7 protein-coding genes are annotated in these 8,148 nt (G+C 71.4%); 3 read left to right on the top strand and 4 right to left on the bottom strand.

Translation table 11 applies throughout. The features are described 5' to 3' along the window. Together VI078_17020 and ppk1 are read right to left on the bottom strand one after the other, a co-directional pair. The coding region (locus tag VI078_17020; protein ID HEY6000990.1) for a CHAD domain-containing protein at positions 1 to 907 on the bottom strand (907 nt) is incomplete at its 3' end. Between the two features lie 3 nt (positions 908 to 910). Then, entirely contained in the window at positions 911 to 3,130 is a 2,220-nt protein-coding gene (gene ppk1, locus VI078_17025) for a polyphosphate kinase 1 (protein ID HEY6000991.1), read from the bottom strand. A 171-nt stretch (positions 3,131 to 3,301) separates the two neighbouring features. On the opposite strand from ppk1, the gene VI078_17030 reads away from it, so the two are divergent. After that, positions 3,302 to 4,075: a UDP-galactose-lipid carrier transferase gene (locus VI078_17030; GenBank protein ID HEY6000992.1), complete on the top strand. Its 774-nt coding sequence runs from the start codon at positions 3,302 to 3,304 to the stop codon at positions 4,073 to 4,075. After that, positions 4,065 to 4,820, top strand: coding sequence for a hypothetical protein (locus VI078_17035; GenBank protein HEY6000993.1), 756 nt, complete (start codon positions 4,065 to 4,067; stop codon positions 4,818 to 4,820). Before VI078_17030 ends, VI078_17035 begins: the two co-directional genes overlap by 11 nt. A gap of 4 nt (positions 4,821 to 4,824) precedes the next feature. Here the strand turns inward: VI078_17035 and VI078_17040 are convergent, their stop codons facing one another. Both VI078_17040 and VI078_17045 read right to left on the bottom strand, forming a co-directional pair. Further along, positions 4,825 to 5,457: a deoxynucleoside kinase gene (locus VI078_17040; GenBank protein ID HEY6000994.1), complete on the bottom strand. Its 633-nt coding sequence runs from the start codon at positions 5,455 to 5,457 to the stop codon at positions 4,825 to 4,827. A 344-nt stretch (positions 5,458 to 5,801) separates the two neighbouring features. After that, positions 5,802 to 6,479 carry a MerR family transcriptional regulator gene (locus tag VI078_17045; GenBank protein HEY6000995.1) on the bottom strand — a complete coding sequence of 226 codons (678 nt, stop codon included), beginning with the start codon at positions 6,477 to 6,479 and terminating at the stop codon, positions 5,802 to 5,804. Positions 6,480 to 6,863: 384 nt separating this feature from the next. On the opposite strand from VI078_17045, the gene VI078_17050 reads away from it, so the two are divergent. Continuing rightward, the coding region (locus VI078_17050; GenBank protein ID HEY6000996.1) for an AAA family ATPase at positions 6,864 to 8,148 on the top strand (1,285 nt) is incomplete at its 3' end.

The following is an 8,148-nucleotide window of genomic DNA, read 5'->3' on the forward strand; positions in this document are numbered from 1 at the left end:
GCAGCAGCCGGCCGAGCGCGGGCAGCTCGAGGACGTACACGTCCAGGTCGCGGGCCGGCCCGGTGAGCTCCTGCAGGCCCGCGAAGGCCGCGGCGAACCGCGCGGCCGTCGCCGGCGGCAGGACCCCCTTGAGCTGGCCGAGCGCCGAGCGGGTGCGGCGCACCGCGACGCGCACGTCGTGCAGGAACTCCGGGTCGGTGTCGGCGCGCACGCCGGGGAGGTTGGCCTCGAGCGTGCCCAGCAGGTGCAGCAGCAGCGCCCTCGCGGCGTCGCGCGCCGGCGCGGCCGGATCGAGCGGGACGCGGACCTTGCCCGAGTAGTCCCGGGGCGCGCGGCCGAGCGGCTCGAGCAGCGCGGCGACCGTATCCGCCGGGGCCGGCTCGACATCGGGCCAGGCCGCTGCCAGAGCGCGCAGCGGCGCGGCCTGGGCGGTGTCGGGCGTGACCAGCGCCGGGCGCAGCGGCAGGCACGGCTCGGCGCCTGGCGCCGCGACCAGCGCGGCCTCGTGCGAGAGGACCAGCGGCTGCGCCCGGCCGGAGACCGTCAGTTCGAGGCGCGTCACCGTGACGCTGCCCGTTGCCAGCGGCAGCAGCGCGCGCGGTTCGACGAGCGGCGCGAGACGCTCGCGGAGCGTGCCGGGTGGCAGGTCGCGGATCCAGCGCGGCACGCCGCCGGTGCGCGCGGCGGCGAGCGGCCGTCCCCCCTGGAGGGGCCTCAGGCGCAGGTGCGGCGGCGGACCGCCGGCCGCGTCCAGCCGCACGCCGGCGCGGTGCAGCCGCCAGTCGAAGGTGTCGAGCAGCGTGATCCGCTCGGTGCGCGCGCCCGCGACGCGCACGTGCCCCAGCGGCGCGAGGCGCTCGGCCAGCTCCTCGACGCCCAGCCCGGCGGGGAGAACGTGGACGGCCATCCGTCAGCGGAGGTTGCGCTTGCCCGGGGTGAGCGCCGTGCGCTTGCGCAGGCGGGTCGCGGTCTTGAGGCGCTTCTCCGCGAGGCGGATGAGCAGCTCCTGGCACCCGGGGGCGTCGCCGGCCTTCTTCGGCGGCGTGCGCTGGACGTAGGTGCCGTCGGGCCGCATGTCCCAGGCGCTGCGGCGGTCGGTCCACTGGATGTCGAGCATCGCCTTGAGCTCCTCGCGCAGCTGCGGCGACTCCACGGGCGCGAGGACCTCGACGCGGTACTCGAGGTTGCGCTTCATCGCGTCGGCCGAGCCGATGTAGTACTCCTCGTCGCCGCCGTTGCGGAAGTAGTAGACGCGGGAGTGCTCGAGGAAGCGCCCGACGATCGAGACGACCTGGAGGGTCTCCGAGAGCCCCGGCAGCCCGGGCCGCACGCGGCAGGAGTCGCGCACGATCAGCTCGACGGCCACCCCGGCCCGCGACGCCTCGTAGAGCGCGCGCGCGATGTCGGCGTCCTCGAGGCCGTTCATCTTGAAGCGGATGCGCCCGCCGCCCTTGCGCCCGTGCACGCGGACCTCGCGGCGGATCTTCTCGAGGAGCGCGGGCTTCAGCCCCTTGGGCGCGACCAGCAGCTTGCTGTAGGCGCGCTTGGGGGTGAAGCCGGTCGTGAGGTAGTTGAAGAGCTCGGTCGCGTCCGCCCCGATGACCGGGTCCGCGGTGAGCAGGCCGAGGTCGGCGTAGACGCGGGAGGTCACCGGGTGGTAGTTGCCCGTGCCGACGTGGACGTAGCGCTGCAGGCCGTTGTAGTCCTGGCGCACCACGAGCGTGACCTTCGCGTGCGTCTTGAGGCCGACCACGCCGTAGGTGACGTGGATCCCGGCCTCCTCCATCCGGCTCGCGAGGCGGATGTTGGCCTGCTCGTCGAAGCGCGCCTTGAGCTCGACCACGACGGCGACCTGCTTGCCGTTGCGCGCGGCGGCCAGCAGGTGCTCGAGGATGCTGCTCTCGCTGGCGGTGCGATAGAGCGTCATCTTGATCGCGCGCACCTTGGGGTCCTCGGCCGCCTCCTCGAGGAAGCGCTCGAGCGAGGAGGCGAAGGCCTCGTAGGGGTGCTGGAGCAGGATCGAGCCGGCGTCGCGCACGACGTGGAAGATGCTCCGCTCGGTCTGCAGCAGCGGGTGGTCGATGGGGTGGTGCGCCGGGTCCTTGAGGTCGGGGCGCGCCAGCGCGGCGATCTCGAAGAGGTCGCGCAGCGCGAACATGCCGCGGACCTCGGCGACGTCCTGTGTCTCGTCCAGGTCCAGCTCCGAGGCGAGGCGGCCGCGGTGCGCCGGGTCCATTCCGGGGTCGACCTCGAGGCGCACGATGGGCGCGAAGCGCCGCTCCTGCAGCTCGGACTCGATGAGCGCCAGCAGGTCGTCGGCCGTCTCCTCGCTCTTCTCGGCGTTGGCGTTGCGGGTCACGCGGAAGAGCTCGCAGCGCACGACCTCCATGCCCGGGAAGAGCAGGTCGAGGTTGTGGCAGAGCACCTCCTCGATCCGCACGAAGCGCTCGCCGGAGCCCACGCGCAGGAAGCGGCGGGAGCCCGCCCCGACGGGCACCTTGACGCGGGCCAGCGAGTGCTCGGTCTCGCCGGGGTAGCGCAGCGTCACCAGCAGGTTGAGCGAGAGGTTCGACACGAAGGGGAAGGGGTGCGCCGGGTCGACCGACTGGGGCGTGATCAGCGGATAGATCGAGGCGACGAACTCGGCGCGCACCCGCGCCTGCTCCTCGCGTGCCAGGTGGTCGTAATGGACCAGCTCGATGCCCGCGGCGCGCAGCAGCTTCTCCAGGCGCGCGGCCAGCTCCTCCATGCGCCGGCGCAGGCCGACGATCACGGCGTAGCAGTCGCGGATCTGCTCGGCCGGGGTGCGGCCGTCGACCGTCACCTTCTGCACCCCGGCCTCGACCTGCTGCTTGAGGCCGCCGATGCGCTTCATGAAGAATTCGTCGAGGTTCGAGGCGGTGATCGCCAGGAACTTCACGCGCTCGAGCAGCGGCGTGCGCTCGTCCTCGCCCTCGTGGAGCACCCGGCTGTTGAAGGCCAGCCAGGTCAGCTCGCGGTTGAGGTAGAGCGCGGGGTCGAGGAGGCCGGCCCGCGCGGGCAGGGGAGGTGGCGCCACCGCGGCGGCGCGCTTCGGGGCCCCCTTGCGAGAGGCGTTGCCGCCGGCCTTCCTTGTCCGCTGCGCCGCCATGCCGACCTCCGGGGCCCGCGGACCAGCGGCCGCGCCCCGCGCGCGACCTCGGTCCGGGATAGAACAGTATACCAGCGCGCACGGGAGCGGCGCGGCTGCCCACGCCGCGGCGGGCGTGCCCGGGGCGACGCGCCTTGACCGCCGCGGACCGTGTGCTAGTCTGAAGCCCCGATGCTCGAGAAGATCGACCTCACCCTGGCCGTGCCGAAGGCGGCGTACCGCCGGCGCATCGTCCACCTGCAGGCGCGCCTCTACGACCTGGTGCACGCGGCCTTCCAGCGCCAGATACCGGCGATGATCGTCTTCGAGGGCTGGGCCGCGGCCGGCAAGGGCGGGACGATCAACACGCTCACGGAGCGGCTCGACCCGCGCGGGGTGCGCGTCGTGCCGCTCTCGCCGCCGCGCACCTCGGAGAAGCGCTACCCCTGGATGTGGCGCTACTGGCAGCGGATCCCGGCCTACGGGCAGACGATCATCTACGACACGTCGTGGTACCGGCGCGTGCTCATCGACCGCGTCGGCAAGAACGTGAAGAAGGGCGTCTGGCAGGCGGCGTACCAGGACATCGTCGAGTTCGAGGCGATGCTCGGGACCGAGGGGACGCTCATCCGCAAGTTCTGGCTGCACATCAGCCGCGGGGAGCAGAAGCGGCGCTTCCGCAAGCTGCTCGGCTCGAAGCTGACGGCGTGGCAGGTGACCGAGGAGGACTCGGCCCAGCACGAGGCCTGGGGAAAGTACGCGGGGGCGGTCGAGGAGATGCTCGCCCGCACCGACTTCCCGCACGCGCCGTGGGTCATCGTCGAGGCCACCGACCGTTACCACACGCGGATCAAGGTCTTCGAGGAGATCATCCGCGCCTTCGAGGAGCGCCTCGCCGCGCACGTGCCGCCCCCGCGCCCCGGCGCGACGCGTGCGCCGAAACGGGAGCGACGCCGTGGTCTTTGACCGGGTCGATCTGAAACTGCGCCTCAAGCGCCCGGCGTACGAGCGCGAACTCAAGGCGCTCCAGAACCGGCTGCACCTGCTCGGGTACCGCGTCTACCTCGAGAAGCGCCCCGTGGTGATCGTGTTCGAGGGGCCGGACGCGGCGGGGAAGGGCGGCGCCATCAAGCGCCTCACGCAGAACCTGGACCCGCGCGGCTATGTGGTCTGGCCGATCGCGGCGCCCCACGGCGACGACCGGGAGCGGCACTATCTGTACCGCTTCTGGCGGCGTCTGCCGGAGGACGGGCAGATCGCGATCTTCGACCGTTCGTGGTACGGGCGGGTGCTCGTGGAGCGCGTCGAGGGCTACTGCTCGGCCGACGCCTGGGCGCGGGCGTACTCCGAGATCAACCAGTTCGAGCGCCAGCTCCTGGACCACGGCACGACGGTGATCAAGTTCTGGATGCACATCTCCAAGGACGAGCAGCTCCGGCGGTTCCGCGAGCGCGAGCGCATCCACTACAAGTCCTGGAAGATCACGCAGGAGGACTGGCGCAACCGCGGCCGCTGGGAGGACCACCTGCAGGCGGCGGACGAGATGATCCTCAAGACGAGCACGCACCGCGCCCCCTGGACCATCGTCGAGGCCAACGACAAGCTCCACGCGCGGGTCAAGGTGCTGCGCACGGTCGAGGAGGTCCTGCGCGCCGACCTCGAGCGCGGCAACGGCCGGCCGCGCGGCCGCGCAAAGGACGCCGGCGCCTGAGCGCTTAGCTCTCCGAAAGGTGGCGGCGCAGAGTGGTCAGGACGTCCGCCTGGTGCGCGAGGTCGGCCACGAAGTCCAGCCGGTCCGCATCGAGCACGAGCACCGGCGAGAGGCGCCAGCGGCCGATCCAGCCGCGGTAGAGCCGGTTGAGCCCGCGGAGGTAGGCCGGGTCGAGCCCGCGCTCCGAGGGGCGGCCGCGCAGCGCGATGCGCCGGCGCTGCGTGCGCACCGATGACTTGAGGTAGATCAGCAGATCCGGCGGCGGCAGCGCGTCGCGGATGGTGCGGTAGAGGGCGAGGTACGTCTCGTACTCGCGCCGCGGGAAGAGGCCGCGCTCGGCGAGGTGGGCGGCGAAGACCTCGGCGTCCTCGTGGATCGTGCGGTCGAGCACGGCGGGCCGGTCGAGGTGGCCGATCTCGCGGTGCGCCCGGAACTTGCGGGCGAGGAACCAGACCTGGGCGGGGAAGGCGTAGGCCGGCATGTCGCGGTAGAAGTCGTCGAGGAAGGGATTGTCGTCGTTCTTCTCGTAGAACGGGTGCATGCCGAAGCGCTCCTGCAGGAAGCGGATGAGGCTCGACTTGCCCGCGCCGATGCTCCCGGCGACGGCGATGAAGTGAGTCTGCCGCTGCGCGCCCATGCCGCCCCGAGCATAGTGCGAACGGCGGCCGATCGCCAGAGTCCCCTATGCAAGGGGGGCGAAATCGTGTATAAGATGCGCTCTTTGAACGAGGAGGACCCAGACGATGAAGGCCAGCCCGAAGAACCGCGCGAAGACGAGCCGCCGCAAGGCCGCCCGGCTCAAGAAGCACCGCAAGGCCCGGCTGCGCGTCTCGCGCGGCGAACAGAAGTTCTAACAGACCGCCCATAAGGGCCCGTCTGCGGCGTTGCGCTCCTACCGCCTTACTGCGACGGGCACCAGCCCGTCTCATGCGGCGGAGCGTCGCGCGCCTTGCATCCGGACCCTTCTGAGCGGTCTGTAGTTCAGTCCTGATTCCTTCCGGGGCTGTTGAACCAGCCGCGCAGGACCCCGAGCTCCCGCAGCAGCGCCCCCCGCAGGCGCTCGCGCTGCGCCGGCGCGAGCGCGGCCTCGTGCACGTGCAGCTCGATGCCCGGGGCGGCTTCGAGCCGGTGCCAGGCGCCGAGGTCCGCCGCAGCGGCGGGCGCGTCAATGTCCGGCGTCGGGCCGGGCAGGGCATCGCGGGCGCCGGCTGCCGCCGGCTCGCGCGTGATTGCAGCCCCTGCCTGTCGCCCGCGGTCCACCGGCACCTTGCGGTCGTCGCGCACGAGGCCGCGGTGCGCCCAGTTCGCGGAGGCGATCTCAGGGATGAGCTGCTCGAGATCCCGGTTGCCAGCGTTTTCCACAAGTGCACGGATCTTGCGCAGCGGAAGGTAGTGGGACTGCAGGTACTTTATCACCAGGATTTGCAGCAGGTGACGGTAACCGTAGAGGGCTTGCTGGCGATCTCGTCCCACTGGCTTGTCCACAAGGCCCTGCCCTGTGTAGAACCTGATCGTCCTCTCTGTGGGAACCGTCGTCACCCGGTACCTCGTCTGCTCGGGAGCGATCAGGGGAAGCTGCTCTTCCAGTATCGCGATGAGCTGCTGCAGCGTGAATGACGTCTCTCCGCGGTGGCGATGAAACGATCTGACGATTGCCATTGAATCTATATACTGTCGACAGTATCTTCTGTCAATTTTAATCTCAGTAGATTCAATCTGTTATGAGTGCAGCATGATGCTGATCATTCGTTTAGGCGGTCCGCAGCGGGTTTCTCCGCGAATGTTGACCCTGAATGTCGCGCCTCATGTTGAGAGATGTGTGGATCACTGGTGGATCAACCTGTTGATTGCCATCCTGATGCGTGTGGGAAATTGTATCCGCCCCACGCTCCGCAGATGGTAGGATGGATCGCTGACGACGGAGGGACGCGAGACATGACCGACGAGAGCGCTCCCGGCCTGCCGGGGGCGGATGGCTGGGGAAAAGGGGAATTCCTCGACCTCTTCGGGGCCGAGGCGAAGAACCAGCCGCTGGCCGCGCGCATGCGGCCGCGCACCCTCGATGAGTACGTCGGGCAGGCGGGCATCGTCGGCGACGGGCAGCTGCTGCGCCGCGCGATCGAGGCCGACCGGCTCACCTCGCTGATCCTCTGGGGCCCCCCGGGGACGGGCAAGACCAGCCTCGCGGCGGTGATCGCCCGGCGGACGAAGTCGCACTTCGAGACCATCAACGCCGTCATGGCCGGGGTCGCCGACATCCGCAAGGTCGTCGCCGGGGCGCAGCGGCGCCGGCAGGTGGCCGGCCAGCGCACGATCCTCCTCGTGGACGAGATCCACCGCTTCAATCGCGGGCAGCAGGACGCGCTGCTGCCGCACGTCGAGGACGGCACGATCATCCTCATCGGCGCGACCACCGAGAACCCGTTCTTCGACGTGAACGCGACGCTGCTCTCGCGCAGCCGGGTCTTCCAGCTGCGGCCGCTGGAGGACCGCGACATCGCGCGCATCCTGCGCGCCGCGCTGGCCGACCGCGAGCGCGGCCTGGGCGCGCTGGGCGCGCAGGTGGACGACGCGGCCCTCGCGCACCTGGTGCGTGTCGCGGGCGGGGACGCCCGCACGGCGCTCAACGCGCTGGAGCTCGCGGTGACGACGACGCCTCCCGCCGCGGACGGCGCCGTGCGCGTGGGCCTCGCGGAGGCCGAGCAGAGCATCCAGCACCGGGCGCTGCGCTACGACCGCGAGGGCGACGAGCACTACGACACGATCAGCGCCTTCATCAAGAGCGTGCGCGGCTCCGACCCCGACGCCGCGCTCTACTGGCTGGCGAAGATGGTCGCGGCGGGCGAGGACCCGCGCTTCATCCTGCGGCGGCTCGTGATCCTCGCCGGCGAGGACGTGGGCCTCGCGGACCCGCTGGCCCTCGTGGTGGCCAACGCGGCCGCGGCGGCCTTCGAGCGCATCGGCCTGCCCGAGGGCGCGTACCCGCTCGCGGAGGCGACGCTGTACCTGGCGACGGCGCCGAAGAGCAACAGCGCCAAGGCGTACTTCACCGCGCTGGCGCGGGTCGAGCAGGAGGGGCAGACCCAGGTCCCGCCGCACCTGCAGGACGCCAGCCGCGACGGCGCGGCGCTCGGGCACGGCGCCGGCTACCTCTACCCGCACGACTTCCCGGGGCACCACGTCGCCCAGCACTACCTGCCCGAGGCGCTGCGGGGCGTGCGCTTCTACGAGCCGGGGAGCGAGGGCTACGAGGCCAAGGTCGCCGAGCGGCTCGAGCGCTGGCGCGCTGCCGTCGCCGCCGCCGCGTCGGCGTCGCCGCCGCGGCGCC

The organism is bacterium, from assembly GCA_036524115.1.
Taxonomy (GTDB): domain Bacteria; phylum JAUVQV01; class JAUVQV01; order JAUVQV01; family DATDCY01; genus DATDCY01.